This is a genomic window from Myxococcus sp. CA051A, from assembly GCF_013336705.1.
Taxonomy (GTDB): domain Bacteria; phylum Myxococcota; class Myxococcia; order Myxococcales; family Myxococcaceae; genus Myxococcus; species Myxococcus llanfairpwllgwyngyllgogerychwyrndrobwllllantysiliogogogochensis.
Window position 1 is genome coordinate 55,368 of the sequence record NZ_JABUMS010000012.1, and the last position, 25,987, is coordinate 81,354.

The 25,987-nt window shown below is 71.1% G+C and carries 22 protein-coding genes; 8 read left to right on the forward strand and 14 right to left on the reverse strand.

Annotated features, from left to right (window positions below):
• Nucleotides 1-169 precede the first annotated feature (169 nt).
• A complete protein-coding gene (locus tag HUA74_RS30350; RefSeq protein WP_174457336.1) occupies nucleotides 170-2,599 on the reverse strand; it encodes an alpha-2-macroglobulin family protein in 2,430 nt (809 codons plus the stop codon).
• Nucleotides 2,596-5,673, reverse strand: a complete 3,078-nt coding sequence (locus tag HUA74_RS30355; protein WP_174457337.1) for an MG2 domain-containing protein — start codon at nucleotides 5,671-5,673, stop codon at nucleotides 2,596-2,598. Before HUA74_RS30355 ends, HUA74_RS30350 begins: the two co-directional genes overlap by 4 nt.
• A gap of 99 nt (nucleotides 5,674-5,772) precedes the next feature.
• Here HUA74_RS30355 and HUA74_RS30360 point away from each other — a divergent pair, with 99 nt between their 5' ends.
• Nucleotides 5,773-6,972, forward strand: coding sequence for a hypothetical protein (locus tag HUA74_RS30360; protein WP_174457338.1), 1,200 nt, complete (start codon nucleotides 5,773-5,775; stop codon nucleotides 6,970-6,972).
• Nucleotides 6,973-6,982: 10 nt separating this feature from the next.
• Here the strand turns inward: HUA74_RS30360 and HUA74_RS30365 are convergent, their stop codons facing one another.
• Both HUA74_RS30365 and HUA74_RS30370 read right to left on the reverse strand, forming a co-directional pair.
• On the reverse strand, nucleotides 6,983-7,261 hold the full coding sequence (locus HUA74_RS30365; RefSeq protein WP_141643623.1) for a hypothetical protein: 279 nt from the start codon (nucleotides 7,259-7,261) through the stop codon (nucleotides 6,983-6,985).
• A gap of 100 nt (nucleotides 7,262-7,361) precedes the next feature.
• Nucleotides 7,362-7,556: a hypothetical protein gene (locus HUA74_RS30370; protein WP_141643624.1), complete on the reverse strand. Its 195-nt coding sequence runs from the start codon at nucleotides 7,554-7,556 to the stop codon at nucleotides 7,362-7,364.
• Nucleotides 7,557-7,797: 241 nt separating this feature from the next.
• On the opposite strand from HUA74_RS30370, the gene HUA74_RS30375 reads away from it, so the two are divergent.
• Nucleotides 7,798-8,007 carry a hypothetical protein gene (locus HUA74_RS30375; protein ID WP_141643625.1) on the forward strand — a complete coding sequence of 70 codons (210 nt, stop codon included), beginning with the start codon at nucleotides 7,798-7,800 and terminating at the stop codon, nucleotides 8,005-8,007.
• A 54-nt stretch (nucleotides 8,008-8,061) separates the two neighbouring features.
• Here the strand turns inward: HUA74_RS30375 and HUA74_RS30380 are convergent, their stop codons facing one another.
• The 5 genes from HUA74_RS30380 to HUA74_RS30400 all read right to left on the reverse strand — a co-directional run bounded on the left by HUA74_RS30380 (nucleotide 8,062) and on the right by HUA74_RS30400 (nucleotide 12,226).
• Complete coding sequence (locus HUA74_RS30380; RefSeq protein ID WP_141643626.1) at nucleotides 8,062-8,454, reverse strand: hypothetical protein; 393 nt, start codon at nucleotides 8,452-8,454, stop codon at nucleotides 8,062-8,064.
• Nucleotides 8,455-8,635: 181 nt separating this feature from the next.
• Nucleotides 8,636-9,307, reverse strand: a complete 672-nt coding sequence (locus HUA74_RS30385) for a hypothetical protein (protein ID WP_174457339.1) — start codon at nucleotides 9,305-9,307, stop codon at nucleotides 8,636-8,638.
• 100 nt (nucleotides 9,308-9,407) lie between these two features.
• Entirely contained in the window at nucleotides 9,408-10,208 is an 801-nt protein-coding gene (locus HUA74_RS30390) for a nucleotidyltransferase family protein (RefSeq protein ID WP_246137254.1), read from the reverse strand.
• Nucleotides 10,209-10,352: 144 nt separating this feature from the next.
• Nucleotides 10,353-11,258, reverse strand: a complete 906-nt coding sequence (locus HUA74_RS30395; protein WP_141643630.1) for an AEC family transporter — start codon at nucleotides 11,256-11,258, stop codon at nucleotides 10,353-10,355.
• The gene (locus HUA74_RS30400) at nucleotides 11,255-12,226 is read right to left on the reverse strand and encodes a LysR family transcriptional regulator (protein ID WP_174457340.1); all 972 of its coding nucleotides are present in this window, start codon (nucleotides 12,224-12,226) and stop codon (nucleotides 11,255-11,257) included. Before HUA74_RS30400 ends, HUA74_RS30395 begins: the two co-directional genes overlap by 4 nt.
• A gap of 131 nt (nucleotides 12,227-12,357) precedes the next feature.
• On the opposite strand from HUA74_RS30400, the gene HUA74_RS30405 reads away from it, so the two are divergent.
• Nucleotides 12,358-12,945 carry a hypothetical protein gene (locus tag HUA74_RS30405; protein WP_174457341.1) on the forward strand — a complete coding sequence of 196 codons (588 nt, stop codon included), beginning with the start codon at nucleotides 12,358-12,360 and terminating at the stop codon, nucleotides 12,943-12,945.
• A 330-nt stretch (nucleotides 12,946-13,275) separates the two neighbouring features.
• Nucleotides 13,276-14,535, forward strand: coding sequence for an MFS transporter (locus HUA74_RS30410; RefSeq protein WP_174457342.1), 1,260 nt, complete (start codon nucleotides 13,276-13,278; stop codon nucleotides 14,533-14,535).
• A 78-nt stretch (nucleotides 14,536-14,613) separates the two neighbouring features.
• Here HUA74_RS30410 and HUA74_RS30415 read toward each other — a convergent pair whose 3' ends face one another.
• Both HUA74_RS30415 and traC read right to left on the reverse strand, forming a co-directional pair.
• Nucleotides 14,614-16,077, reverse strand: a complete 1,464-nt coding sequence (locus HUA74_RS30415; RefSeq protein ID WP_174457343.1) for a M57 family metalloprotease — start codon at nucleotides 16,075-16,077, stop codon at nucleotides 14,614-14,616.
• A 284-nt stretch (nucleotides 16,078-16,361) separates the two neighbouring features.
• Entirely contained in the window at nucleotides 16,362-18,182 is a 1,821-nt protein-coding gene (gene traC, locus HUA74_RS30420) for an outer membrane exchange accessory lipoprotein TraC (RefSeq protein WP_141643024.1), read from the reverse strand.
• 288 nt (nucleotides 18,183-18,470) lie between these two features.
• Here traC and HUA74_RS30425 point away from each other — a divergent pair, with 288 nt between their 5' ends.
• From HUA74_RS30425 to HUA74_RS30435, 3 genes are all read left to right on the forward strand, one after another.
• Nucleotides 18,471-18,707 carry a hypothetical protein gene (locus HUA74_RS30425; RefSeq protein ID WP_141643023.1) on the forward strand — a complete coding sequence of 79 codons (237 nt, stop codon included), beginning with the start codon at nucleotides 18,471-18,473 and terminating at the stop codon, nucleotides 18,705-18,707.
• Between the two features lie 159 nt (nucleotides 18,708-18,866).
• Nucleotides 18,867-19,277: a response regulator gene (locus tag HUA74_RS30430; protein ID WP_256433617.1), complete on the forward strand. Its 411-nt coding sequence runs from the start codon at nucleotides 18,867-18,869 to the stop codon at nucleotides 19,275-19,277.
• Between the two features lie 74 nt (nucleotides 19,278-19,351).
• Nucleotides 19,352-20,140 (forward strand): FRG domain-containing protein, encoded by a 789-nt coding sequence (locus tag HUA74_RS30435; RefSeq protein ID WP_141643021.1) that lies wholly within the window; start codon nucleotides 19,352-19,354, stop codon nucleotides 20,138-20,140.
• Nucleotides 20,141-20,152: 12 nt separating this feature from the next.
• Here the strand turns inward: HUA74_RS30435 and HUA74_RS30440 are convergent, their stop codons facing one another.
• The 3 genes from HUA74_RS30440 to HUA74_RS30450 form a co-directional block, all read right to left on the reverse strand.
• On the reverse strand, nucleotides 20,153-20,359 hold the full coding sequence (locus tag HUA74_RS30440) for a hypothetical protein (protein WP_141643020.1): 207 nt from the start codon (nucleotides 20,357-20,359) through the stop codon (nucleotides 20,153-20,155).
• A 159-nt stretch (nucleotides 20,360-20,518) separates the two neighbouring features.
• Nucleotides 20,519-21,664: a HAMP domain-containing sensor histidine kinase gene (locus tag HUA74_RS30445; protein ID WP_174457345.1), complete on the reverse strand. Its 1,146-nt coding sequence runs from the start codon at nucleotides 21,662-21,664 to the stop codon at nucleotides 20,519-20,521.
• The gene (locus HUA74_RS30450; protein WP_174457346.1) at nucleotides 21,661-24,804 is read right to left on the reverse strand and encodes a PAS domain-containing protein; all 3,144 of its coding nucleotides are present in this window, start codon (nucleotides 24,802-24,804) and stop codon (nucleotides 21,661-21,663) included. Before HUA74_RS30450 ends, HUA74_RS30445 begins: the two co-directional genes overlap by 4 nt.
• 333 nt (nucleotides 24,805-25,137) lie before the next feature.
• Between HUA74_RS30450 and HUA74_RS30455 the strand changes: the two genes are divergently transcribed.
• Entirely contained in the window at nucleotides 25,138-25,977 is an 840-nt protein-coding gene (locus HUA74_RS30455) for a TadE/TadG family type IV pilus assembly protein (RefSeq protein ID WP_174457347.1), read from the forward strand.
• The last annotated feature ends 10 nt before the right edge of the window (nucleotides 25,978-25,987 follow it).

Consider the following 25,987-nt stretch of genomic DNA (forward strand, 5'->3'; position numbering starts at 1 on the left):
CTTCCCCGGCCTGCCGACGCTGCGATGAATCTTCTGTATTCGCCGAGCGGATTCCCAGTGGCAGCCGCCCTTCTGCCCTGATGTGCCGGGTCCAGAAGCCCGCGAGCGGACACTCGTTACCGGGCCCTCCGCAACGAGGCCCGGGTCCGAAGTCGTCGAGGACCCCGCCTCAGCGCACCGCCCACGTAGCGGGAGGTACGTAGGAGACGAGGTCCGGCCGCGCCACCACCCGCAGCGAGGAGGCGCCCGCCTGGAGCGTCCCCGCCAGCGTGGGGATGACGCGGAAGCGCACCTGGAAGGGCTCTCCCTGTCCCCGGGGCCGCAGCTTCAGCGTCACCGCGCCATCCTCCGAGGTCCACGACGCGACACTCCCCACCGCCACCAGCGCGTCCAGGCTCGCGGCGTCCACCTGCACGCCCGCGGGCAACCCGTGCCGCAGCTCCAACTCGAGGCCCGAGGGCGTGGAGGCCTGCATCGTCACCTCCACGGGCTGCCCCACCTTCGCCTCCCGGGGCGAGTCCACGGCCAGCTCCAGTCCCCCTTGCGCCTCCTGCTTCCACGGCACGGCGGCGGACAACGCCAGCGCGAAGCCCAGGCCCGGCACCGCGGGCTCCGCTCGCACCGTCCAGACATGCGCGCCTGCCGAGCCCGCCGCCGGGGCCTCCAGCGACAGCACCTCGCGCAGCGCCTTGGCGTCATAGGTGCCCTCGGCCACGGGCTTCCCGTCGCGCTCCAGCACCACGCGCACCCGAGCGGGCAGCGGCTCTTTGAAGAGCGCCACCACGGCCTTGAGCGCCAGCCGGTTCGCCCGGCCTCCGCCCCAGCCCCGCGCCGGCCCGTAGCCCGCGAGCAGCGAGGCGCCCAGGTCCGCCAGCGGCGCCTTCGCGTCACCCTCCAGGCCCAGCACCGCCAGCGCGGTGGCCTCCGCCTCCGAGGGCGCTTCCCCATTGGCCGCCACGACGCCCGACTCCACCGGCAGGTACGCGGCGCCGTCCTCGCGCTTCTTCAGCGCGTCACGCACCTGGGCCCGCAGCGAGTCCCGCAGCGCGCCCGTCACGATGCCGCTCGCCAGCAGGGACGCCGCCGTGTAGCCGTCCTTCACGTGCGCCCGGTTGCGCTCCAACGCGCCCGACGCCAGCGTGGAGAAGCGCGCCGCGCGCCGCTGCCCCCCAGGCGTCCCGGACGCCGCCGCCACCGCTCGCGCGCAATCCGCCGTCGCCACCAGCAGTCGCTGGAGCGTCCAGCCCTCACCCCCCTGGCACGTGCCGTCCGGACGCTGCGCCGCGGCCACCCAGCCCGCGAGCCGCTCGCCCAGCCGCGCCAGCACCGGGTTGTCCGGATGGAGCAGCGTTCCCTCCACCAACAACGTCGCGGACACCACGTCCGGCGTGCGCCCCAGCCGCAGCGCGCGCTGCGTCGCTTGCGCCACGAGGACCCGCACGCCTTCCGCGTCCACGAGCCCTCCCGCCGCCTCCGGCGGTGACGCCACGCGCGCGCCCTTCGGGGAGAGGGCCGCCTTCAGCACCTCGGCCGCCTGGGGCTCGCCCAGCGCCGTCAGCAGCTCCGGCGCGCGCCCGGTCAGGAGCAGCGCATAGGCCACATCCTCCGAACCCCCGCGAGCCCCCGCCGACGTCAGCTCCGAGCGCAGCACGCCCAGCCCTCCCGGATACACCTGGAGCCGCACGCGCTCACTGCCCGCCTGCGCATCCGCGGCGCCCGTGAGCGACAGCGTGCGCGGCGCCGCCAGCGTGCCGCTCCACGTCTGGACCACGGGCCGACCGGTGGGCCACACGTCCAGGGGCTTCTCCACGCTGTCCGCGTCTCCCAGCGCCGCGCGCACCGCGATGGGCCCCGGGCCCGACACGCGCACCGTCACGTACTCCACCACGCTGCCTCGCGCCGGCACGCGCACCGTGCGCGTGGCGCCCTCCACCGCCGCGCCCGTGGCCTCCACCTTCAGCGACGTCTCCACGGCCGCATCCGTCGTGTTCACCACCTGCACCGGCACGCGCACGGAGTCGCCCGCGCGCAGGAAGGCCGGCAGCACCGGGTCCACGTACGTGGGCAGCGTCCCCGCGAAGCTCGTCACCGCGCCGGCCTGGGCGCCCGTGCGCGAGTGCGCCAGCGCCAGCACGCGCCAGCGGGTGAGCCGGTCCGGCACGCGCACCGGCAGCGTCGCGGTACCGGACTCATCCGTCACCACCAGCGGCTCGAAGAGGAACGTCTCCGGGAACCACGCGCGGCTCGGCGCCCCTGGGGCCGCGGGCTTCTCCTCCAGCAACCCACCACCGCTCGGTGAGCGCTCTCCCCCCTTCCCCCGCGCGAGGCGCTTGTCGGAGCCGCCCTCTCTCTCCTCTTCCGGCGCCGCGCCCCCTCCCATGGGGGCCTGCATGGGCGCGGCGGCGACCTCGAGGGCGTCCGACTCCTTGAGGGCGAAGTCCGCCGACACTCCCATCGTCTGGGCATTGGGTTCCCAGTCGCCTCCCAGCGCGGACGCGGACGCTCCGAAAAGGCCCCGGAGGTTGTCCCCGAACAGGGTCAGCATGAGCCCGGCCGCCACGATGAGGCACACCGCCCCGACGATGATTTTGCGCATCATGGCGCCTCCCGGGCGACCCACGCGTTCCAGTTCTCCACGTCCTCTGGCAGTCGCGTCCCACGCGACACCACCGCACGCGGGTCCGTCAGCTCCAGCAACTCCCTGGGCAGCCGCGACAGCCGCAGCCGCTGGCCGAAGGCATCCTTCACCTTCTCGCCCCGCTGCTCGCAGGACGCCAGCGCCTGGGTCCACAACTTCGCGAGCCCCGCCGGGTTCAGCGTCTCACCTTCCGGCGCCTTCTCCTCCCACTCACGCACCTGCGCGTGCAGCTCCGCGAGCACCGCGTAGAAGGGCTCCGTCAGCTCGGACTCCGGGTCGAACTCACTCCGCGCCCGCGCGCTCACGCGCGTCTCCGCATCCTCGGGTGTCGGCACCGCGCTCACCCGCAGCAGCGCCGCGGCGGCCGCGTTGGAGCCCCGGATGCGCCCCTGCGCCAGCGCCACGCCATCCAGCACCCCGAAGGCGGGCTGCGACACCGTCGGCGCGGGCCTCACGCTCGCCATCGCATCCGTGCCCGGCAGCGGCACCAACTGGCTCAAGGTCTCATCCACGCCGATGAGCCCCACCGCCGCGGGCCCATCCTTCCCATCCACGCGCGTGCGCACCTGGAGCCGCGCCAGGTCACCAGGGGCATAGGCCGGCTTCTCCGACGACACCTCCACGGAGAGCTGCGCGCGCGGCGCCACGTACACCCGCGCCCGAGCCCCCGCCCACGACGTCTCCGCCCAGCCCTCGAAGTCCGCGGGCAGTTGGAAGCGCGCCGTGGTGGAGCCCTTCTCCAGCTTTGCCACCAGCTCCTGCTTGCCCACCGTGAGGTGCAGCTCCTTGGGCAGCGTCCCCTCGAACGCGGGGCCCCGCATCAGGTCGATGCGCACCTCTTCGCCCGCGCGCGCCAGCACCGGTGTCGCGCGCAGCCGGAAGGGCGGCAGCATCGCCGGGCGCGACATCCACTTCGTGTCCCCCACCGGCTTGCCGTCCACCTTCGCCACGACCTTCAGCTCGTAGCCCAGGAACGTGGTGGCCTGTGCCTGCCCCTCCGTCTCCGAGTCATCGTCACCGGAATGAACCGTGAACCCCACGACCCCCATCGACTCCTCTTCCTCGATGTCACCCGTGAGCCTCACGCGCGCGAGGCGCTCCTGGACACACGCCACCACCGAGGGACTCAGCGTGCTCTTCACCCATGGCAGCGCGGACCAGGACGTCGTCAACTCCCGCTTCGCGCCCAGCCGCCAGCTCAGCGCCACCGGCAGGCGATCTCCCGACTCCAGCTTCGACGGCAGGCACGCACGCGCGTCACTGACGAGGGGCGCCAGCGCGTCCGTCAGCGACGTGCCCGTACCAAAGGCCGGCTCCGCCACCAGCTCCATCCAAGGCAAGCCCGCATCCCGCACCTCGAACGTCAGAGCGAGGACGCGCTCTCGACCCGCGGGTAGCGTGCGCGCGCGAACCCCCTGGGCCAGACACGCCGTGAGCGCGTCCAACTCGCCCCCCACCTCCGTCACCGCGCCCCCCGCGCCCACGCGCACGCCCAGCTTCACCATCCGCTCTTCCTCATCCGGCGGGATGAAGCGCGCGCACGGGAAGAGCGACGTCAGCCAGCCCTCCACCACGAGCCGCTCCTTCAGCGACGCCTGGCTGTCCTCCTCCAACAGGTTCGTCAGCGTCACCAGCCGCACCGGAGGCGGCCGTGGCGGGCGGCGCACGGGCAACGGCGGCACCACCACGTTGACGGGCGGTCCCGGGTCCAGTTGGAAGGCCGCCACGCCGTCCTCGTCCGTCACGCCGCGCACGCCCTCGTCCCGAGCATCCCACGCGCGCGTCACCGTCAGCTCCGCCCCCGGCAGCACCCGGCCGTCCGGCGTGGTGGCGCGCAGGTAGACGCGGTTGCTGAAGCCATCCACCAGCCCGTCCTCCAGCTCCGTCACCGAGGAGATGGCGAGCGCATCCTCCGAGAGCAGGAGCGCCACCGCGCCTCCCACCCGGTCCCCCGCGGCGTCTCGCACGGACACACTCGCGAAAAGCGTCACCTGACCGCGCAGGTCCTCCGGCACGCGAGGCAACGTCACGCGGAAGCGCCCCGCCGCGTCCGAGCGCGCCCGAAGCGGCAGTCCTCCCGTGCTCCATTCCGGAGGCGGCGGCCACGCCCCGGAGACAGTCCACCGCAGCTCCACCTCCGCGTCCGTCACGGGAGCGCCCGACGCGTACACCACCTGGCCTTCCACCTCGGGCGTGTCACCCGCGCGCCAGGAGGGCCGGGGACTGGACACCTCCACGCGGAAGCGCGGCAGCGTGAAGGGCTTCACCTGGAACGTCGCGCTGGCCTGCGTATCCCCGCTGCTCCACACCAGCGTCCACACCCCCACGGGCGCGCCCCGGTCCAACGGGAAGCTGCCAGCCACGACGCCCCACGGCCCCGCGGGCGCTCGCTCCTCCAGCACCGTCTCTCCCGTCGCGTCCTTCAGGAACCACGTCCCGGGCCGCCCATCCAACGGAGACAAATCCCGGGTGCGCAGCACCACCGCGCGGAAGCTCACCTCGTTGCCCGGCTCGTAGAGCGGCCGGTCCGTCAGCACATGGGCCACCGCGGGCGCGTAGAGCGGCAGCGTCGCGTCCACCGTGTCCGTGCCCAGGGGCGTGGTGACGCGGGCGCGCAGCTTGTAGTCGCCGTCCGGCACCTCGGGCAGCTTCACCTCGGCCCCCAGCGTGTCGTCGGAGTCGCGCGTCCACGGGGACTTCTTCTCCGGCTCCAGGGGCGTCTGCTTCCCCTCGGCATCCACCAGGAACAGCTCCGCGGAGCCCCGCCGCACCCGCGCGGTCATCAGGCTGCCCCGAGCGTCCGGCGCGTGCGCGTCCGCCCAGATGATGACGCGTCCGGAGAGCCCTCGTGCCACCGAGCGGACATCCAGGCCCACCGTCTGGCGGAACTGTCCGTCCGGGCACTGGGGCACCTTCACCCCACGCAGCACCCAGGCGCTCAAACACACGTCCCACGCCGCGAAGGCCCAGACCCCCACCAGCAGCAGGGCCGCCAGCCCCCCCTTCTTCGCCCGACGGCGGAAACGCTCTGTCATGCATCCTCCCCTAGGCCGCACTCTATGCCGGGAGTCCCCCTGGCTGCCGAGCCCCCTTCTTCGCGCACCCGGCGCCGGTGCGGTAGCGTCCCGCGTCTCATGCTCCCGTCGCCCAAGCCCCGTGCCGCCCGAGCTCCCCCGGATGCCCTGCCCTCGCGACTGGAGACGCTGCTGGAGTCGCTCACGGACCGGCACCTGGCGGACCGGCTGGAGCGCGTCCATCGCGCGGCGGCGGTGGCCATCGACCAGTTGGGACACCTGAGCATCGCCCGTTACGAGCCCACCTCCCTGGAGTCGGACGGCGGCGCGGACCTGTCCCTCTGGGAGACCATGGCCCCCGCCATCGGCGACACCCTCGTGGGCGTCAACCAGCTCGTCAGCGCCATCCACCAGCAGTTCCCCCCGCCCTCGCGCTCCGCGAGCACCGGGGACACCGGCTGGGCCCCTCCCCCCGCCAGCTCCGATGAGCGGCTGGCGCAGGAGGTGGAGGCGGTGCTCCACGCCACCGCGGAGCGGCTGTCCAAGAGGGTGTCGGAGCTGGGCCAGCAGATGCGAAAGCCGGAGGTCGTCAGCGACCGCTGGACGCTGATGGCCAAGCTCCAGGCGTTCCGCGCCGACTTCCGCGTGCGCATCGGCGACCTCGTCTACCTGACGGCGGCGGCCTTCGAGGACGTGCGCCGCGAGGACGTGGTGCCCGGCTACGTGCACCAGGTGGGCGCGCGCTCGGCGCTGCGCGGGGCGGCGGCGGACCTGCGCCGCTCGCTGCAAGGACGGTTGGAGCGCGCGACGAAGGCGGAGGCCCCGTCACGACCCCCGCTGGCCCGACAGATGGCGGAGAGCGTGTCGGCCTTCATCACCCTGTCCGCCTCGGTGGCGCTGCGCACGCCGCAGAAGCACCACGTGCTCACCTTCCGCGCGCGCCTCCAGGACGCGGGAGGACAGCCCGAACTGGCGGCGGACGTGCTGCCCTCGCTCGTCGAGCCCTTCCTCGCCTTCCTGGAGGAGGCCATGGACGAGGTGACGCGCACGTGGCTCGTCGTGCATGACCGCGAGCTGTGGGCGGCGTGTGGCGCGAAGCTGGAGCAGGCGGAGATGCACCTGACGCTCGGCTCGCCAGGCGCGGCGCGCGTGCTGGCGGACGCGGTGGACACGGCGGCGGCGCTGTACGGCCGCTCGGCGCCGTTCGACGGCTTCCTGCGCAAGGCGCGACAGGAGGCCGCCGAGGGACTGGCCGAGACGGGCTCATACGGCCTGCTCGAGCGCTTCAGGGAGCGCCTCGCGGCCCTGCCCTTCAGCTAGGCGGCCGCGACTACTTCTTCGTGTCGGCGGGAAGCGCGGGAGCCTCCGCCTTCGACGGCAGCACGCGCAGCTCGTTGAAGCGCTCGGCCAGCGTGCCCGGCGTCATCTCTTCCTGCCACTGCTTGGGGTTGGTGTTCCAGCCGAAGTCGGCCGGCACCTTGCCGCCACCCTGGTTCTTGTAGCCAATCATGTCCGGGAACAGCGTGGACCAGCGGCCCGCGGGGTCCGGCTCCTTGGTGATGTACTGCCGGTTGGCGGGGATGAGGAAGGGCTTGCTCGCGTCGCTCATGACGCAAAGCCTCCCCGAAACCCGCCCGCAAGGGTAGTGGGAAGCCACGGTGACGGCGCCTGGAGGCCTGGTCCCCGGACATCCCCCCGGAATGAGGCCCTCAAGCGGCCTTCCGGGCCTTCCCCCGGCGCACGGGGGGCAGCACCCGGGGCCCCAGCGCGAAGACGGCCGCGAAGTAGCGCGCCTGGGCCTCGCTCCGGTACCGGTAGCGCCGCACCTCGCCCTCCGACGTGACGACCTCCACCCCCCAGCCCTTCCTGTCCTCGCTCACGTCCACGCGCTCCACGCCACCCATGCCGTCCCCTCTCCCGTTTCCTGGCGTCTTGGAGATCAATCACCGTGCCAGTCAGTCCACGCGGATGCCCGGGGTTGCGGTGTCCACGGGACGTCAGTCGGCCGCGAGGCGGTAAGGAATGCAGCCATGCCCGCCTGCCTGCCTGCTTGTGGGGTGGAAGGGTGCGATGCCCTCCAGGGCGCGTACCCAGGGCCTGGAGCGGTCTGCTTGTGCCGCGCGATTCCTGCGTTAACTCAGAGGCATGACTGAATTCGAGAGCAACATCGGCGAGCGGTTCGCCGAATTCGTCCTTCCCGACGGCTGCGTGCTCTGCGGTGGGGCGGTGAACGTGCGCGCCAGCCCCTCCGGGGCGCACAGCTACTGCGCCCACTGCCACTGGCTGTCCAAACCTCGCATGCGCGTGAAGGACAACGGCGTGGAGCTGTCCTTCGGCGCGGCGGCCACGGCTTGATGTCCCGCGCGTCGAGCATCCACGAGGCTCGACGCGCTCACCCCACGGGCAGGCTCAATTCGCGGAGCAGGCCCAGACCCCCTGGATGGTGCAGAAGCAGTTTCCGACGCGCCGGTTGATGCAGCACGAGCGCGTGCCGCTGCCCGCCGGGGAGCACGCCTTGCCCGCGAGGCTCAAGCAGGAGCTGTTGGGCTGCAGGCAGATGGAGGGCAGCGAAATGGGGCAGATTTTGTGCAGCCCATCGCACTCGACGGACTCGCCCGGGTAGGTGTTGCACGTGGTGCCCGTGCAGGACACCGTCGACCCATTCGAACAGGTCGTCGTACACGTTTCGAGCGCGCTCTCCTCCTGGGCGAGAGGCTCCAGCGCCTCGACGGCCTCGGTTCCACCACAGGCCAGCAGACCGGACACGACCAGCGCCGACAGCACCGTCAGGGACAGCTTCATGGGTGGGCTCTCTTTCAGCGAAGGATGGGCGATGGCCCATCACGCACGCGCGTGCGCGCTGGAGAGGGATTGAAGCATGACCCGCGGGTGCCCCGTCAGGCACGGGCCCATGATTCACCGTGGCATCTGCACTTCGATTTCACTATTTCGAGCAGAGCGGACACGGTGGGGTGCAGGGGCCTCACCTGCGCGGGCCTTCGTCGAGGCCGGGGCCTTCCAGGGTGCGCCCTGAGTCGGAGGCCTCACGAGGCGGTGCGGGCGGCAGGCCCTGCGCGGAGAGCAAGAGCGACAGCAGGGCGGCCTGCTCCTTCTCCCCGAGGACCTCTATCGTCTTCGGCAGGCTGAGGGAGACGGAGGTCGGCTCGCCGTCCACGTCGGGCTGACAGGTGCGCCAGCCGGTGTAGTGGCCCCCCGCCACCGTCAGGGTGTAGCTGCAGCCGCCCACGTCGCCGGAGATGCCCACGGGGGAGATGACGAGCGAGGTGGGCCAGTGGGCGAGTTCGCCATCCACGCGCAGGCCCTGCTCGGAGGCCATGCGGGACAGTTCGAGCCGGCTGTCCTCCACGCCCACGCGTCCGACGATGGGCCCCTGGGGCCAGCGCAGGTCCACGTCACCGCCGCGCAGGCGGCCCTTGAGCGAGGAGCCGGTGCGGCGCAGGTCGAAGCCTCCGCCGCGCACGACGTCGCGACTCAGGAACACCGTGAGGGACTCTTCGCCCACCTGGAAGCGGATGGGACCGCCGCGTTCGGAGACGGCGAGCTGCGCGCTCGCGGGCGCGGCGAGTCCGAGCGACAGCAGCACCGCGCTCAGCCTGCCGAGCGCTCCTCGGGGTCCGGATTCGGGGCGTGACACGGGGCACCTGCCTTTCCTCTGGGCACTGGAGGGAAGGTAGGGTCGCGAGCCCGGGGCGGGCATGGCCGTGCACCCCGTGGGCTCGCATGGAGGGACGGGCTCAGTGGGGCCCGTGAGCGCCTGGAGCGCCGCCTGCCGCGAGGGACGGGTCATCGCGCTTGCGCTCGCGTTTATCCCAGGAGTCGCCGTCCTCGTAGCCCCACTCGTCGACGTCGACGCGGTAGCTGGTGGGTGAGAGCAGTCGTCCCCGGCAGATGCGCTCCTGCCAGTTCCCGTGGTCCACGGAGCTGTCCGCGCGGGAGAGCAATTCGCGCATCAGCCAGTCAGGGACGATGGCGCGGTCGGATGGATAGGCGAAGCGGAAGAAGAGCAGATGGGAGAGGAGGACTTCCCAGTAGCGGTCGAAGCGGCGCAGCAGGCGTTCCCAGTCGAACGTCGCGCCGGTCTTCAGGAGCAGGTGGGTGAGTTCGTGGCCATCGAAGCGCTCTCGCTCGAGGACGAACGCCTTGCTCCAGAAGATTTCCTCGGCGGGAGGGACTCGGCACGGGCAGCCCAGCACCTGCGCGGGGACGGCGTGCTCGAACCAGGCTTCGTCGATGGCGGTGATGCCGTTGCCGGAGCCGTAGATGAGGTCGACGAGGAAGTCCGCCCAGAAGGCCTTGTGGAGCCAGCCGTGGACCTCGCTCTCGGTGCGCCACTCGTTGCGCGCGAGGAGTTCGAGGGCGCGGTCTCCATCCTTGCGGTGGAGGAAGAGGTCCAGGTCCTTGGTATCGCGATAGATGCCCGTGTAGTGAGCGAAGGCGTAGGCGCCGCCCACGAGGAAGGGGATGCCAGCGTCGGAAAGCAGTTGGATGGCGTAGGTGCGCGCGCCCAGCTCCGCCACGGAGCGCCGCACTTCCATCCGCCTCGGGTCTCCTCCGGGTGCCCCGGAGGCCTTCGGTGGTTGCTCGGCCATAATGGAAGATAGGGGAGCAGGGCCGGCACGTCAGCGAGTCGTCCGCGCACCCGCCCGAAGGGCAGGCGAGCGGGCGACGGCCCACTTGATTCACCGCACCAGCCACAACATCAGGGGCGCGGTGACGAAGGACAGCGGAATCCCCACGCCCACCATCAGCACGGCCAGCTCCGGGTCCAACCGATGCTCGGCCGCGAGAATCGCCGCGCTCACCATGGGCGCCATCGCCGCCTGGAGCACCGTCGCCTGCACCACCACCGGCGACAACCCCGGCAACGCCAACAACCCCAGCGTCACCACCCCCGGCACCAGCACCAGCTTGTAGAAGAGCCCCAGCGACAGCGCCGGCAACCGCGCCCTCATGCCCGACAGCCGCAACTGCAACCCCACCGAGAACAACGCCAGCGGCGTCAACAACGCCCCCAGCCGCTCCAGCACCGACTCCACCCAGACCGGATACCCCACCGGTCGCAACAGCAGCGACACCACCAACGCCACGAACGGCGGAAACGTCGCCACCTTCCTCGCCAGCGCGCTCAGCGGCAGCTCCACCTCCGCGCTCGCTCGCGCCGCCGCCAGCGTCGCCAACGTGGACAGCACCAGGAACGAGCCGAGCTGGTCCGCCACCACCGCCACCGCCAGCCCCTCCGAACCCAGCAACGCCTCCGCCATCGGCAAGCCGACGAACGCCGTGTTGCCCAACCCTCCCGTCAACACCAGCGCCGCCACCGACTCCTTCCCCAACCCCAGCCGAGGCCCCAGCCACCGGAAGAACGGCCCCGCCGCCAGGTAGTACAGCCACGGCACCACCGCGGCCACCAGCAGCGACGGCACGAACTCCAGCCGATGCATCACCCGCAACACCAGCGCCGGCAGCGCCACGTACAGCACGAACGTGTTGAACGGCCCCGCCGAGCCCTCGGGGAACTTCCCACTGCGCCGGGCCAGCACCCCCAGCACCAGACACGTCCCCAACAACCCGATGACCTGACTCATGACGCCCGCGCCTTCCCGCGTCGACGCTGTCCCGCGCGCGGCGACCGTGACTCCTGTTTCCCAACGCCCACCACCCCGCCTCCCGACAACAACGCGCGCTCGCGCTGGATGAGCTCCGCCAGGAAGTCCATCACCGCCCGCACCCTCGCGTTCTGCTGCAGGTCCGCGTGAACCACCAGCCAGATGTCACGCCGCAGCGCCACCACCGGAGGCAACAACCGCCGCAAACCCGGCGTGAGGTCTCCCTGGAGACACGGCATCAACCCCAACCCCAATCCCCCACCCGTCGCCGCCATTACCGACAGTAACGAGTTGCACCGCACCCCCACCCTCGCGGACGACCCCACCGACTCCAACCACCGCGCCTCTGGCCACTTCGCCGCCGCCCCCGTGTACCCAATCACGTCATGCCCCGCGAACCCCGTGGCCGGGTCCGCCAACCCCCGGCGCGCGACGTACGCCTCCGACGCATAGAGCGAAATCGCGATGTCCCCCACCTTGCGCGCCACCAGAGATGCCTCGCTCGGCCGCGTCAGCCTCACCGCCACGTCCGCCTCGCGCCGGGTCAAATCCAGCGCGCCGTAGTCCGTGAGGAACCGCACCTCGATGCCCGGATGCCGCTCCCGGAACGGCGCGAAGCGCGGCAACAACGTGTTCACCGCGAACGCCTCCGTCGTCGTCACCCGCACCACGCCCTCCAGCCGCGCGTCCTCCCCTCCCGCTCGACGCTCCACCGCGAGCATCGCCCCTTCCATCTCCTCCGCGGGCCCCTGGATGCCTCGCGCCGCCGCCGTCGGGACGAGCCGCCCCGGAGTCCGCTCGAACAGCCGCGCCCCCAGCGTCTCCTCCAACACGGCCAGCCTGCGCCCCACCGTCGTCGCATCCACCTTCAGCGCCCGCGCCGCGCCCGCGAGCGTCCCCTCTCGCGACACCGCCAGGAAGTACCGCAGGTCGTTCCAGTCCAGCATGGTGCCCTGCAATCTCGCAGCCCCTCCCTGCAACCTCCAGCGTTTCCGCAGGCCGCCTCCTGGCGCATTCATGGCGTCACCGGAAACAGGCCGCGACTCGCGGTCTCCCGAGCCACCCACGGAGTCTCGCCATGCGCATCCTCGCCATTGCCCTCGTCACCCTCTGCGCCGCCGCGTGCGGAGGAGCGAAGTCCCACGTCCGCCCCCAGGACCTCGCCGGCACCTGGGACAGCGCCACATGTGAAGCCGTCCCCAACGGCGACGGTTCGAACAACTACCTCCAGCGCCACTTCCAGCTCACCGAGTCCGACTGGACGCTCCGCCTGGACTTCTTCCGCGACGCGGGTTGCCAGACGAAGTTGTTCACCGCGCGCGTCGTCGGCCCCTACAGCCTGGGACAGGATTCGGAGAAGGTGTCGGGCGCGACCGAGGGCACCTTCACCTTCGGCGAGCGCTACCTCACCGCGCACCTGCAGCCGCTGGCGGACGTCTTCACCCAGTCGGGCTGCGGCACGGGCGCGTGGACGGTGGGCGTGGAGCAGCCCGTCCCTGGCGCGTGCTTGTCATTCAAGCCGCTGACCGAGTGCGGCAGGGACCACGACGTGGTGAAGGTGGAAGGCACCCAGCTCTTCTTTGGCCAGCGCCCCGCCGACAATGACCTGTGCGCCCCGGAGAAGCGTCCGCAAGCCCTGGCCACCCACCCCGTCGTCAAGCACTGAAGCGCGTCAGCCCTGGCATGGGATGCGCCGTCGCGGCCGTACGGCGATGACGGCGCCCCTGAGGTGACGGTGCGCGTGGGTCCGCCCCCCACGCGGCGTCGGACTCCCCAGGCCCCGGACGCGTTTTCAGGCGCGGCCCGGGGTCTTCGTCCGTCCCGCGCAAATGCTCGGAACCCAAAGCAAGACATCGACTCTCCTGACTCTGGCGCCCTATGCAGGGATGGCTTGGAGCGCGAGACACGCTGACGCATGCTCGCGCGCGGCCATGGCTTCTCGATTCGTCCTCCGGTGCCCCTCGCATCTCCTCGCGGCAGCAAAGGGAGGGCGCTCATGACGGGCGCGCTGCGCCGGGCGCTGCGCGAGATGGCCGGCGGACTGCCTCGCACGTACTGGGTGCTGTGGGTGGGCACGCTGGTCAACCGGCTGGGCAGCTTCGTCGTCCCCTTCCTCGCGCTGTACCTCACGCGCGAGCGGGGCTTCAGCGTGGAGCGCGCGGGGCTCACCGTGTCGCTCTACGGCGTGGGCGCGGTCATCGCGAGTCCCCTGGGCGGCATGCTCGCGGACCGCGTGGGCCGCCGCATCACCCTGGCCGGCGGACTGTGGCTGGGCTCGGTGGGCATGCTCTTGCTCGGCTTCGCGCGCGAGCCCGCCGCCATCGCCGCGGCGGCCTTCTGCCTGGGCATCTGCGGAGAGGTCTACCGTCCCGCCGTGTCCGCCGCCGTCGCGGACGTCGTCTCCCCCGAGGACCGTCAGCGCGCGTTCGGCCTGCTCTACTGGGTCGTCAACGTGGGCTTCGCCATCGCCCTGCCCATGGCCGGACTGATGGTCCGCTACGGCTACCTGACGCTCTTCATCGTCGACGCCATCACCACCTTCACCTATGGCTGCTGCATCTGGCTGCTCCTGCCGGAGACGCGCCCCGCGAAGCCTCCGGCCACGTCGGACACCCAGGCACCGGGCGCCATGGGCTCCCTGCTGGCCCCCTTCCTGGACCCGAGCTTCGTCGCCTTCGCCGTCCCCTACTTCGGCGTGGCGCTCATCTTCTACCAGAGCCAGGTGTCGCTCCCGATGGACCTGAGCTCGCGCGGGCTGACGGAGGCGCAGTTCGGCGCGGTGCTGTCCGTCAACGGCCTGCTCATCGTCGCGCTCCAGCCCTTCACGAACCCGGTGCTGCGCCGCCTGCGCCGCGCCCAGGCGCTGGCCCTGGCCGCGGTCCTCACCGGCATCGGCTTTGGCCTGCACGCGCTGACGGGCAGCGTCGCGCTCGCGGCCCTGGCCGTGGCCATCTGGACGCTGGGAGAGATGGCCCAGGCCCCCGTCGCGCCCTCCGTCGTCGCGGACCTGGCCCCGTCCGGACTGCGCGGCAGCTACCAGGGCGCGTACCACATGCTCTGGGGCCTGGCGTCCAGCGCCGCGCCCGCGCTCGGGGGCTGGGTGCTCGGCCGCGCCGGCACGTCCGCGCTGTGGCTCGGCTGTCTCGCGCTGGGGCTCGTCTGCGCTGTCTGGCAGCTGGCCATCGCGGGCCCCCGGCGCCGACGCCTGGACTCGCAGCGCGCGGTGCGCACGGACCTGAGTCCCCTCATCGACTGAAAGCGCCACGCCACGAAAACAACGGGCGGCCTCCCGCGAGGGAGACCGCCCGTGTTCCACACCGGAAGCCGGAAGCGACTACGGCTTGGTGTAGTTGATGGCCAGGTTGTACGTGGCCGCCGTGTAGCCGCGAACCATGACGTACGCCGTCGTCTGACCCGCGGGCACCGTCAGCTCGCACGTCTCCGTGGCGCCCGTCTGGAACGGACGGCAGTTGTACGTGGCGGTGGTGGGCGCCGCGCCAAAGCGGACGTAGAGGTCCGGGTCGCCCGTGCCCGTCATCGCCACGCGGAAGGTGGAGCCGGCCAGCACGCTGTACGCGGGGAAGTTCACGTTGGTGTTCGCCGCGACGCTGCCCGTCTTGCTGTCCGTGGCCGGCGTGCCGCCCGCCGCGGGCTTGGTGTAGTTGATGGTCAGGTTGAACGTGCCCGTCGCATAGCCACGCACCATGATGTACGCCGTCGTCACGCCCGCGGGCACCGTCACGTTGCAGGACTCCGACGCGCCGCTCAGGTAGGGACGGCAGTCATACGTCGTCGTGGTGGGGACCGCGCCAAAGCGCACGTACAGGTCCGGGTCGCCCGTGCCCGTCATCGCCACGCTGAAGCTGGTGCCGGCCACCACGTTGAAGGGGCCGTAGCTGGTGTTGCTGCCCGTCGCCACGGAGCCCGAGCGGGTCTCCGTCGTCGGCGTGCCCGTGCCCGGACCCGGCGGCTCGGGGTCCGTGCCACCCGGCGCGCCGTAGAGCGCCACGGCGCCCTGGATGTCCTTGGCCGTCAGGACCAGGTCACCCGTCTGCGAGCCGTTGCACTGGGGATAGTGCATGACGGACGCGGAGTCGTACGTCGTCAGCGCGCGCCAGTTGTTGTCCTCGAAGCACGTGCCCGACTCGGGGCGGGTGTGCTCGTGGCGGAAGCCCAGCGTGTGGCCCAGCTCGTGGCGGATGATGCCCGTCAGCGTCCAGGGCGACGTGTTGCCAAAGCCCGTGTTGTCGATGAGCACGTTGCGGTTGGCGCGGGTGTCGTTCGGGAAGAACGCGCGCGCCAGGTACTGGCCACCCGAGTTCACCGGACGCACGTCGAACACCACGTTCGCGTTGCTCGCGGTGCAGCTGGCGTCCTGCGCGCTGACGTAGACGAAGTCGACGTTGGCCGCCGCTTCCCACGCCGCCGCCGCGTTCGCCATCGCCTGCACGGCCGCGTTGTAGTTGGAGCCGAACGTCGTGCTCACGCAGTAGGTGATGTTCTTCTTCTGCGTCGCGTTCCACGCGGCATCCGCGCCGCCGGCCGTATGGACGATGAGCTGCCCGTTACGAACGTTGTTCTCGTAGAACTCGCGCAGCAGCTTCTCGTTGGCGAACGTCGTGTCGCCATCCGCGATGAAGATGCCGGTGTCCGGCTCCTGGTAGACGACCGAGAGGAACTGCTCCCACGACATCCCCTGGCCAACGGCCTCGGGGGCGGGGGTGGACCCTTCGCCGCCACCACAACCGGCCAGCAGCGCCAGGCCCGCGAGGGCACCGATCAACTTGGACTGGGACATGAACATCCTTCTTGCAGAGGGGGTACTGCCAGAGCTCCCACAGCTCGGGGACCGGCGACGAAGCAGCCGCCATGCCAAGCCCGCAACTAGTGGATTTCCCTCACGCTTTTCACGGAAACGCTGGAGATACCCGGAGCACGCTGACTCCACGTTTCACGCCCCGGCTGTAAAACCCCGTAACATTCCGAAACAAAACTCCTTTGATTTCAAATGTTTGGAACGCCGCGGCGGAGGTGTCCAGGAAGAGGACACCCCCGTTGTAAAGTGTCGCGGGTCAGGCCGGACTACAGGCCCAGGAGCGTCTCGGGGCGGTTGAGGCCGCGGGCGCGGGCCAGGGGCTGGAGGACATCCGGCGGGGGCGCGTCCGCGGTGAGCAGCAGGGCTCGCACGGCGGTCTCCACCACATCCTCGGCGCCGGGGCGCACCATGCCGCGGCGGGCATCTTCCACGCGCTTGCCACGGTACGCGTCGAAGCGCTCCTTCACGCGGCGAGCCAGGTCGGAGACGGCCTTGTCCCCCACCTCCACGCGCAGCTCCAGCTCGTTGCGCAGTTGCACCGGGTCCGCCAGCACGCCGTACCTGTCGTAGCCCTTGTGCGCCATATCCTCGTGCGTCACCGCGAAGTCGTCGGTGTGGGGCGCGGGGACCTGGGCCTTGAGCAAATCGCGCATCACCGCGGTGACGGAGGCCGTCACGGTGAGGCGGTGCAGCTGCACGTCGTAGACGAAGTCGGAGAACATGGGCTCCTCCACGGTGACGGGCTCGCGGAACGTCGTATCGCGGTGGCGCTGCACCTCGATGCGCTGCGACTCCGACTTGTCCAGGGCGGCCTCCAGCTTCGTCTCCTTGTCCTTCACCGCCACCACCATCAGCGTCAGCAGCTGCTCCTCCTTCGCGCACAGGCCGCTGGCGCAGCGCGCGGGGCTGCACTCGCCGGGCAGCGTGCCGGGCTTCTCCGCCTCGCGCGCGGCCTCGCCACACTCCTGCAGCGCCTCCAGGCACTCGCGGCGCTCGCGCTCACGGCAGCGCTCGGCGCCCGCGCGCAGCAGGTTCATCTCCGTCTGCATGCGCAGGTACTCGCGCAGGGCGGCGGCCTGCTTGCGGTCCACCTCCTCCTGGGCGCGCTCGGACTGGAGCAGCTTCGTCTCGAAGCCGGCGCGGCGGGGGTTGGGCACGGACGTCTTGCCGGCGAGGTAGCGGTGCGAGCGCTGCGAGTCCTCCACCGCCTTGAGGGGCAGCACCCGCTCCAGGGACAGGTCCAGCTTCACGCCCTCGCGGCCCTCGGGGGCCTCCGTCACCACGCGCAGGGGGAGCTGGGTGGGGAGCATGGCCGCGAGCCTGCCGGCCGCCAGCCGCTGCGCCACGTCCGGCGCTCCGGCGTTGTCCTCCACCGGCGTCGCGACGACGAGGAAGGCGACCTCGTCGCGCAGCTTCTGCCGCACCGCCTCCGCCCGCTCCCGCGCGGCCGTCGCGCCCACGCGCTCCTGGTCCGCGCGCACGTAGGCCACCAGCGCGTTGCCCAGCTTGCCGGCCTTCTCCAGGCCGTCTCCGGTGTTGAACCAGCGCTTCGCCCACGCCACCTGCACCAGGTCCACGCCCTTCTTCGCGCCCGCGTGGTCCGGCGCCACCGACAGCACCGCGTCCAGCTCCGCGCGCGCCTCCTGGAGCTTGTCCGCCTTCAGCGCCTCCAGGCCCGCCGCGACGCGCTCATCCAGCGTCACCCCCAGAAGCTCTCGCGCGGCCGTGTTCTCCGCGTCCAATTCCAGCGCGCGCACCAGCCGCTTCATGGCGCCATCCAGGTCCCCCGCGTCGTGTACGCCCCGGGCCTCCTCCAGCACCACCTGGCTCCACGCGCGGCGCACCTCGCGCAGCTTCACCGTGATTTCGGACGCCTCCGGGTCCGCGGCGAGCGCGCGCAGGTAGGCCGCCTCCGCCTCCGCCCACTTCTGCTGCTGGCTGGCCGAGTCGCCCTCCTTCACGGCGCGGGAGAAGGCCGAACAGGCCGTCAGGACGAGCAGCGAGGCCAGGGCCAGGGCGCCGAGCACGCCACGAGATGCGCCAGGAGCCGAACGAAGGGGACGAAGGGGGGCGGACACGCCTCGCATCTTCCGGGAAAGCCGGCACCGGGTGAAGTGTTCGCATGTCGACGCCCCTTGCCTGGCCCCCTCGGCGGGCTTGTCGGGCGTGATCCACCACCCGTCGCGCCTCGGAGGCGCCCCGAGCCCGGTCCCCCGCCCCACGGCCGGACGGCCGGCGTGGATGGCAACCCCTGCTGCTGGCCTTTATGAGGTTCGCCGTGAATCGCGCGGGCCTGGGAGTCCGCCCCGGGAATGACGCGTCGCAACAGCCGGTAGACGATTCAACGCACCCACGAGGGGGGCAAGAGAGACAACATGTCCTGTCCACAACCGCGTCCCACAGAGTTCCGCCTGCCCATGCGCGCGGAGTCCTTTTCCGTCGAGGACCACCGCAACGTGCACTGCCGCTTCTATGGCGGCTGCATCGACATGGCGGTGCGTGAGGACTGGGACAGCTTCACCTGCGCCAAGTGCCCCATGTTCCAGCAGGACGCCGCGCCGGGCGCGGACCAGTACGCCTTCAACCAGCCAGCGGACACGGGCAGGCCCTAGCCCGGTTCGAAGAGCAGCCGACGTGCCGGCCCTCCACCTTCGCGTGGAGGCCGGGACGAGGCGCACCGCCTCCGGGGTTCTTGCCCAACGGTGGCGGTGGGAAGCCCGGACCCGCGCGCCGCTTGAGCCCTTCTCCTCCGGTCTTCGCGAGCCTTGCGCATGCCTTATCGCCCCGTGGTCGTCCTGGCCGAGGATGATGGCCTCCTCAGAGACGCAATGGCCGAGACCATGGAGCTGGAGGGCTACCGGGTCCTCGCTTGTGAGAACGGCTTCACCGCGTTGAAGGCCTTCTTCTCCGAGCCTCGCGTGGACGTGCTGGTGCTGGACTGGCTGCTGCCCGACATCGAGGGCCAGGACCTCATCCGGATGCTGCACGCGCAGCGCTCGCTGGTGGAGCTGCCCATCGTCCTGACGACGGGGCTCGACCTGGAGCTGCCCAGCTTCGAGGGAGCGGTGTGCCTGCTGCGCAAGCCCTTCGCCCCAGGTGAGCTGTCGCGAATCCTGCACCGCCTCACCCAGCCGGGCCCGCCTCCGGCCACCGTGGCGCCCCGCGACCAACGCGTGGCCTGACGCCCGCTTCCGTCCCCGCCCGGCACGCCCCATCTTCGCGGACAGCGGGCCCGAGGGCACTGCCCGCCCTCGTCATGAAAGAGCATCGCGTCACCACGTGGCTGGAGCTCCAGGACTCCCTGTTCTCCGACTCCTGGAACGAGGCGCTCGGCCGTCACCGCTCCAACTTCGTCTTCCGGGGCATGCCCCATGTCGAGCACGACCTGTCCACCGCGCTCAACCGCCAGGGCATGTTCATCCGCCAGGAGCGCGACCTCCTGCGCGCCTTTCGCAAGTACGCGCGGGGCACGCCTCGCGAGCCCCTGGACTCCGTCTGGGATTGGCTGGCCCTGGCCCAGCACCACGGCCTGCCCACGCGGATGCTCGACTGGACGTTCAGCCCCTACGTCGCGCTGCACTTCCTCACCGAGGACAGCGAATTGGCCGGCGCGGACGGCGTGGTGTGGTGCGTGGACTACCGGGAGACGAACCGCCTGCTCCCCCGCCCCCTCAAGGCACAGCTGCGCAAGGAGGGAGCGGACGTGTTCACCGGGGACATGCTGGCGGCGGCGGCCGGCTCCATGGCGGAGCTGGACCGGCTGACCCAGCACCCCTTCGTGCTCTTCTTCGAGCCGCCGTCGCTGGACGCGCGCATCGTCAACCAGTTCGCCCTCTTCTCGGTGATGAACGGGCCGGACCTGCGCCTGGACACCTTCCTGGAGAAGCAGAAGCAGGGCGTGCGCAAGCTCATCATCCCCGCGGCCCTGAAGTGGGAGGTGCGCGACAAGCTGGACCAGGCCAACGTCACCGAGCGCGTGCTCTTCCCCGGCCTGGACGGGCTGAGCCGCTGGCTGCGTCGCTACTACAGCCCGCGGCCCCGCTGAAGCCCGCGTGTCTCAGGCGTGCGCGTGGATGTGGGGCCCCCGCGCGATGTCGGGGTCCTTCAACGTGACGTCACCGAGCAGGCCGTTGGCGCGCTCACGCTCCGTCACCGCGCGAATGTCCTTCTCCCACTTGTTGCCCGCGGCGCCGAGCAGGATGACGGCGAAGAGGGCCACGAGGAAGAAGAGGGTACCAAAGAGGGCTGCACCGAGCATCACCATCGCCGGACCTCCAGGAGTGGGGCCGCCTGGAGACGACGGCCGGGTTGAATGCACCCGGCAAAGGTGGGTCCTCCCTCCGCGCGCCGCGACACGCGCTCGCTTCCTCCCTCGCGGCTCGCCTGCTCCCGCCGCGGGCAGGCAGGCGCCGTGCATCGTCGCTCAACCGCCCAGACCCGAGGCGACGTACTGGCGCGGCAGGCTGAGCCAGAAGCACGTGCCCTCCTCGGAGGAGGAGGAGACGCCCAGCAGGCCCCCGTGGGCGCGCACGATTTCGTGGGTGATGTAGAGCCCCAGGCCCAGGCCGTTGCGCTGGGCGCTGCGCATGTCCTGGGCGCGCACGAAGGGGTCGAAGATGGAGGACAGCCGCTCGGTGGGAATGGGCAGGCCCCAGTTGTGGACCTCCACCCTCACGCCGCTCTCCGCGTCGGCCACCATCACCCGCACGGAGGTGTCCTCGGGCGAGTACTGCACGGCGTTGCCCACCAGGTTCGACGCCGCCTGGGCGATGCGGTCCGCGTCCCAGTCCCCCCAGCCGTTGCCTGTCAGGCTCAACTCGAACTGACGCCGGGGGTGCGCCACCTCCAGCTCCTCCACCACCTGGCGCAGCACCTCGTGCAGGTTCATCCGCGCGCGCTCGAGCACGTAGCCCGAGCCCAGCCGCGTGCGGGTGAAGTCCAGCAGGTCGTTGATCATCCGCGCCATGCGGTCCGCGGAGATGGAGATGCGGTTGATGGCCTTGCGCTGGGGCTCGCTCAGGCCGCCGTGGCGCAAGAGCAACGACGCGTTGCCGGAGATGGCCTGGAGCGGGTTGCGCAGGTCATGGCCGAGGATGCCGAGGAACTGCTCGCGGAACACCGCCGTGCGCCGCGCGGCCTCCTCGCGCTTGAGGCCCTCCTCCACCCGCTTGCGCTCAATCGCATACCGCAGCGCGCGCACCAGCAGCGGGCCCGACACCTGCCCCTTCACCAGATAGTCCTGCGCGCCCTCGTGGACCGCGCGCACCGCCAGCCGCTCGTCGTCGGTGCCGGTGAGCACGACGAGGGGGATGGACGGCGCGGCCTGGAGCAGGGGCGGGATGTTGCCCAGCCCGTGTCCGTCCGGCAGCGACAGGTCCAACAGCACCGCGTCCACCTGGGGGTCGGTGCTCACCACGCGCACCGCGTCCGCCAGTCGCTCGACGTGGAGCACCTCGAACCGCGTGGTGCCCACCTCGCGCAGCTCCTCCTGGAGCAGCCGCGCGTCACCCGGGTTGTCCTCCACCAGCAAGAGGCGCAGGGGGCGCTCGTTCGAGCCAATCTCACTCATGACGACGCCTCGGACACCGTGGCTCCGGCCGCCGGCCAGGGCAGGGTGAACCAGAACGTGCTCCCCTCCCCCGGCCGCGACTCGACGCCGATGCGTCCGCCGAGCCGCTCGACGATTTTCTTGCAGATGGCCAGCCCGATGCCCGTCCCCGCGAAGGCCTCCTTGCCGTGCAGTCGCTGGAAGATGACGAAGATGCGCTCGAAGTCCTGCGCGTCGATGCCAATGCCCCAATCCCGCACGGAGAAGCGGACCTCCGCGCCTCGCGCCTCCGCCGTCACCTCCACGCGCGGGGGCGCATCACCATGGAACTTGAGCGCGTTGCCGATGAGGTTCTGGAACAGCTGCGCCAGCTGCGTCTCGTCCGCGAGCACCGTGGGCAGCGGCCCCGCGCGGAAGTCCGCGCCGGACTCCTGCAGGGCCACCCGGAGGTTCGCCTTCGCGCGGGCCAGGGCCTGGTTCGCGTCCACGGGCCTGGGCTCCCGCCCCTGCGTCCCCACCCGTGAGTAGGCCAGCAGGTCCTGGATGAGCTGCTGCATGCGGGTGACGCCGTCCACCGCGTAGTGGATGAAGGTGTCCGCGTCCGCGTCCAGCTTGCCCTGGTAGCGACGGGCGAGCAGCTGCGTGTAGCTGGCCACCATGCGCAAGGGCTCCTGCAGGTCATGCGAGGCCACGTAGGCGAACTGCTGGAGCTCCTCGTTGGAGTGGGCCAGCTCCCGCGCGCGCAGCCGGAGCGCCTCCTCCGCCCTGCGGCGCTCCAGGCCCTGGGCGAGCGCGTCCGCCACCGTGGCCAGCGCCGCCATCGCGTCCTGGCCCAGCACGTCGCGACTGTAGAGGCCCATGACACCCACCAGTTGACCGCGCACCAGCAAGGGAATGCCGGCGAACGAGCGCACACCCTGCTCCCGCACCCAGGCCCGGTCCAGGACGCGGGCATCCAGCTCCACCTGATCCACCCAGACCTGCTCCCGCTTGCGGGCCACCTCCGCCACCAGGCTCGGGCCATGCAGGGACACGCGGGCCCAGCGGTCCGGAGGCGGGGCGGATGGCCCCGCGTTGCCCACCAGTTCCAGCATCGCCGCGTCCCGCGAGTACATCCACAGCCGCGCCACCTGCGCACCCAGGTGACGGGCCAGCGCCTCCGCGCAGCTCTGGAGGATTTCGCCGACGGTGCCCTCGCGCGAAAGCGCGCCGCTGACCTCTGCGCGCAGGGCCTCCAGCCGTCGCGCCCCCTGCTCGCGGTCCAACCGGCGCAGCCCCTCCTCGACGCGGCGCTGGGCCGTCATGTCCGTGTTGGTGCCCACCCACTCGCGCACCGTGCCGCTGACGTTGAGCACGGGCACGGCGCGGGCCAGCGTGGGCGAGTACGAGCCGTCCGGACGGCACAGGCGGTACTCCACCTCGTAGGGGCGCACGTCCGTCACCGCCGCCTGCCACGCGCGGGCGGCCGGCTCGCGGTCCTCCGGGTGGATGGCGTCCAGCCACCCCTGTCCCCGCCACTGCTCATACGTCTGCCCGGTGTAGGCGCGCCAGGAGGGGCTGTCCTCCTCGATGAGGCCATCCGGGCGCGTCACCCACACCGCCTGGGCGGTGGCGGTGACGAGCGAGCGGAAGCGCTCCTCGGCCCGTCGCGCGTCGCGAAACAGGCGCGCGTTGTCCAGGGCCACCGCGGCCTGCGAGGCCACGCCCTCCACCAGTCGCGCGTGCTCCTCCCGGAAGCGCCCGGGCTCCTCGTGTCCGAAGAACAGGCCGCCGAGCACCTCGCCGGAGCGGCCCTTCACGGGCACCGCGAGGTAGCTGCGCACCGGCAGGTGGCCGGGCGGCATCCCGTGGAAGGGCGCGCTCTTGCCGTAGTCGGGCTGGAGCGTCACGTCGTCGTAGAGGCGCGTCCCCTCGCCCCGGAACGTCGGGCCGAAGATGGCGGTGTTGCGCGGCATGGGCATGTGGGCGAAAGCCTGCCTGGGCGCGCCGGACAGCGTGTAGAGCAGGTACGACTCACCTCGCTCGTCCACCCGGTTCTCGAAGAAGGCGCCGAAGCCCGCACCGGTGAGGGCCACCGTCTCGTCGGTGATGCGCTGGACGAGCACCGCCGCGTCCAGCTCCGAGGACAGCGAGACGCCGATGCGCAGCAGCGTCTCCGCGGTGCGGCGCTCCTCCTGACTGCGGCGCAGCGACTCCTGCGTCTCGCGGTGCAGGCGCGCGGTGTCCACGGACAGCGCGGCGCGCGACGCGAGCTGCTCGCCCAGCGTCAGGTCCTGCGGGCCCAGGCGCCGGCCGGACTCCGCCGTCACCAGCGTGAGCGCGCCGAGGATGCGTCCGCGCGCCTTCAGCGGGACAATCACCGCCGAGCGCAGCCCGAGCTGCCGCAGGAAGTCCAGGTGCTCGGCGCTCCGGGAGCCGGAGACCAGCGTCTCTTCGGAGATGACCTCCTGCAACACGGGCGCGCCGGTGCGGATGACGGCCAGCACGCCGTGGGGGTCATCCGGGCGCGGCGGGTAGCGCTCTCGGACCTGCTCGGCCAGCCGCACCCGGCTGGGGTCCACGTGGGCCACCGCCACCTGGCGTGAGCGGCCGTCCTCCTCCACCAACTCCACGGCGCACCAGTCCGCAAGTCTCGGGACGACGAGCCGCGCCAGTGACGACAGCGTGCCCTCCAAATCCAACGCGGAGGAGGACAAGAGCGCGCCGGCCTCGGCGAGGAAGCGCATGGACTCCGAGGCCCGCTTCGGCTCCTCGATGTCCGTCGTGGTTCCGAACCACTGGAGGATGTGGCCTTCGGCGTCCCGCAGCGGATTGGCGCGACCGAGCATCCACCGCCACGTCCCGTCATGGCGCCGGCAGCGGAACTCCACCTCGTAGGGCTCGCCCGTGCGGAGGGAGTGTGCCCAGCGCCTGTCCGCCTCCGCCATGTCGTCCGGATGGAAGATGCGCCGCCAGCCGTCGCCGAGCGACTGCTCGGGGGACAGGCCGGTGAACTCGTACCAGCGCCGGTTGAAATAGACGTGCTGCCCATCCGGCCGCGTCATCCAGACAAGCTGGGGAAGACTCTCCAGGACCTGCCAGGACAACGCTCCCTGGGACAGCTCCGACGACACGGCGAACTCCTCGGCCACCTTCTCCGGGCGGGGATGGGACGGAAACATGGAACGCACCTCACCTTAACAGCCCGCACCCGCGCCACCCTTTCGGGCCCCCCGCGCTTTCCACCACCCGACAATCGGTCCCCAGGGACCCGGTGCCTCCGGTGTCTCCGGTGTCTCCGGTGTCTCGCCGGACCGGGGATGCCCCGCACACCCACCGGGAAACCCTGACGTCATAGCCACGGTGTTGCAAAAGCCACGAACTGGCGGATTTCCAGAATCCTTGCGACTTCAAATGGAGCCACACGTTTCCTTCGTAGCGCGTTCTTCCATAGAGTCTGGGTTCAGCGGGTGGGGAGGGCCGGGGGTGCAGTGAAGTCGTGCCCGAGGAGGGCCATGCGCTCGATAGACAGACCTGGAGTCGCCTCCGGACAGTCCGGACAAGCCGCCGTCGAGACGGCCCTCATCGCGCCCATGATGGTGTTCATGGTGCTGGGCATCATCCAGCTCGGCATGGTGCACAACGCCAGACTGATGACCGAGTACGGCGCCTACCGCGCGGTGCGGGCTGGCATCGTGAATCACGGCGACTGCAAGCTGATGGAGAAGGCGGCGCTCGCGTCGCTGTTGCCCACGCTGCCGCCACTCGATGGCAAGGAGGGCCGCGTCGACACGGTGAAGTACGCGGTGGGTGTCCACAAAGCCTACTCACGGAAGCTGCTCGCGACGAGCGTGATGAAGATGTTCTACACGGACGTGGGGTTGCCCCTGTTCCGCGTCGACGTCGTCAACCCGAAGAAGGGGGAGCTGGACGAACTCTTCGGCACCTACGGCTCGCACCTGGATGCGCGAGAAATCGACTACGACGACGTCCGGGATGACCGCGTCATCGAGGCGAACCTCCTCTCGGTGCGGCTCACCTACTTCTACGAACTGCGCATCCCCTTCGCCAACTGGCAGCTCCACAGCTTCTATCTGGGGCGCGACTATCTGGATCAGCTCAAGGGCTTCCAGTTCGAAAGCCAGCGCGTCGGTGGCAGGAACGCGACCCAGTACCTCCAGGACCGAGGCCGCAACCTGAGCCCGGACCACGGGAAGATCGTGTCGCTGGCACGGCTGGGCGGCAACAAGAGCAAGTACGTGATGCCGCTGGTCGCCACCTGGTCCATGCGCATGCAATCCAACTATCTCAACAATGACCAGCACGGACCTGGTCGGTGCGCCGTCGACGGCTGACCCGTCACCG

Bases quoted from the DNA above. Each gene is read 5' to 3' on its own strand.
- HUA74_RS30350 (WP_174457336.1), bottom strand. From the start codon at position 2,599: ATGATGCGCAAAATCATCGTCGGGGCGGTGTGCCTCATCGTGGCGGCC.
- HUA74_RS30355 (WP_174457337.1), bottom strand. From the start codon at position 5,673: ATGACAGAGCGTTTCCGCCGTCGGGCGAAGAAGGGGGGGCTGGCGGCC.
- HUA74_RS30360 (WP_174457338.1), top strand. From the start codon at position 5,773: ATGCTCCCGTCGCCCAAGCCCCGTGCCGCCCGAGCTCCCCCGGATGCC.
- HUA74_RS30365 (WP_141643623.1), bottom strand. From the start codon at position 7,261: ATGAGCGACGCGAGCAAGCCCTTCCTCATCCCCGCCAACCGGCAGTAC.
- HUA74_RS30370 (WP_141643624.1), bottom strand. From the start codon at position 7,556: ATGGGTGGCGTGGAGCGCGTGGACGTGAGCGAGGACAGGAAGGGCTGG.
- HUA74_RS30375 (WP_141643625.1), top strand. From the start codon at position 7,798: ATGACTGAATTCGAGAGCAACATCGGCGAGCGGTTCGCCGAATTCGTC.
- HUA74_RS30380 (WP_141643626.1), bottom strand. From the start codon at position 8,454: ATGAAGCTGTCCCTGACGGTGCTGTCGGCGCTGGTCGTGTCCGGTCTG.
- HUA74_RS30390 (WP_246137254.1), bottom strand. From the start codon at position 10,208: ATGGAAGTGCGGCGCTCCGTGGCGGAGCTGGGCGCGCGCACCTACGCC.
- HUA74_RS30395 (WP_141643630.1), bottom strand. From the start codon at position 11,258: ATGAGTCAGGTCATCGGGTTGTTGGGGACGTGTCTGGTGCTGGGGGTG.
- HUA74_RS30400 (WP_174457340.1), bottom strand. From the start codon at position 12,226: ATGCTGGACTGGAACGACCTGCGGTACTTCCTGGCGGTGTCGCGAGAG.
- HUA74_RS30405 (WP_174457341.1), top strand. From the start codon at position 12,358: ATGCGCATCCTCGCCATTGCCCTCGTCACCCTCTGCGCCGCCGCGTGC.
- HUA74_RS30410 (WP_174457342.1), top strand. From the start codon at position 13,276: ATGACGGGCGCGCTGCGCCGGGCGCTGCGCGAGATGGCCGGCGGACTG.
- HUA74_RS30415 (WP_174457343.1), bottom strand. From the start codon at position 16,077: ATGTCCCAGTCCAAGTTGATCGGTGCCCTCGCGGGCCTGGCGCTGCTG.
- traC (WP_141643024.1), bottom strand. From the start codon at position 18,182: ATGCGAGGCGTGTCCGCCCCCCTTCGTCCCCTTCGTTCGGCTCCTGGC.
- HUA74_RS30425 (WP_141643023.1), top strand. From the start codon at position 18,471: ATGTCCTGTCCACAACCGCGTCCCACAGAGTTCCGCCTGCCCATGCGC.
- HUA74_RS30430 (WP_256433617.1), top strand. From the start codon at position 18,867: ATGCCTTATCGCCCCGTGGTCGTCCTGGCCGAGGATGATGGCCTCCTC.
- HUA74_RS30435 (WP_141643021.1), top strand. From the start codon at position 19,352: ATGAAAGAGCATCGCGTCACCACGTGGCTGGAGCTCCAGGACTCCCTG.
- HUA74_RS30440 (WP_141643020.1), bottom strand. From the start codon at position 20,359: ATGGTGATGCTCGGTGCAGCCCTCTTTGGTACCCTCTTCTTCCTCGTG.
- HUA74_RS30445 (WP_174457345.1), bottom strand. From the start codon at position 21,664: ATGAGTGAGATTGGCTCGAACGAGCGCCCCCTGCGCCTCTTGCTGGTG.
- HUA74_RS30450 (WP_174457346.1), bottom strand. From the start codon at position 24,804: ATGTTTCCGTCCCATCCCCGCCCGGAGAAGGTGGCCGAGGAGTTCGCC.
- HUA74_RS30455 (WP_174457347.1), top strand. From the start codon at position 25,138: ATGCGCTCGATAGACAGACCTGGAGTCGCCTCCGGACAGTCCGGACAA.